1 pseudogene is annotated in these 446 nt (G+C 78.5%); it reads right to left on the bottom strand.

Features of this window, described 5'->3' with window-relative positions:
• Positions 1-446: pseudogene (locus EAD96_RS00080) on the bottom strand (hypothetical protein); the annotation flags it as partial.

Below are 446 nucleotides of genomic sequence, written 5' to 3'. Positions count from 1 at the left end.
CTACCACGCCCTGGAGAACACCGGAGCGGTCCAGCCGGGCCGACCGGCGGCGCAGCGGAGCCGGCGGCGGCACGGCGGGCGCGCCGGGCAGGTTCTGCGGCGCGGCGGCCAGGCCCATCCGCTCCTGGAGCAACCGGGCCACCAGGCGGCTCACCTCGGCCGGGTCCGCGCCGTCGGCCAGGTCGAGCCGGAGGCTGTGCGCGCCGGCCGGGGTACGGCGCAGCGCGGCGTCGCGTACGCCCGCCACCTCGCGGACCGCGTCGAGGATCGCGTTGACGTCGAAGCCCTCCGGCCGCTCCCGCAGCGGCGCGGGTTCGTCGTCGCGGCGCAGGTGGGTGGCGATGCGGGCGAGTTCGGGGGTCTCGGCGGACGGTTCCACTGCCGGTGGCTCCGGCACGACTGGCACGTCCGGTTCCGAGGGGACGCGCTGCGGCAGCACGGGGGAC

Origin of the sequence: Micromonospora sp. BL1 (assembly GCF_003667485.1) — a bacterium.
GTDB classification, from domain to species: domain Bacteria; phylum Actinomycetota; class Actinomycetes; order Mycobacteriales; family Micromonosporaceae; genus Micromonospora; species Micromonospora tulbaghiae.
This window is presented reverse-complemented; position numbering and strand designations above follow the sequence as displayed.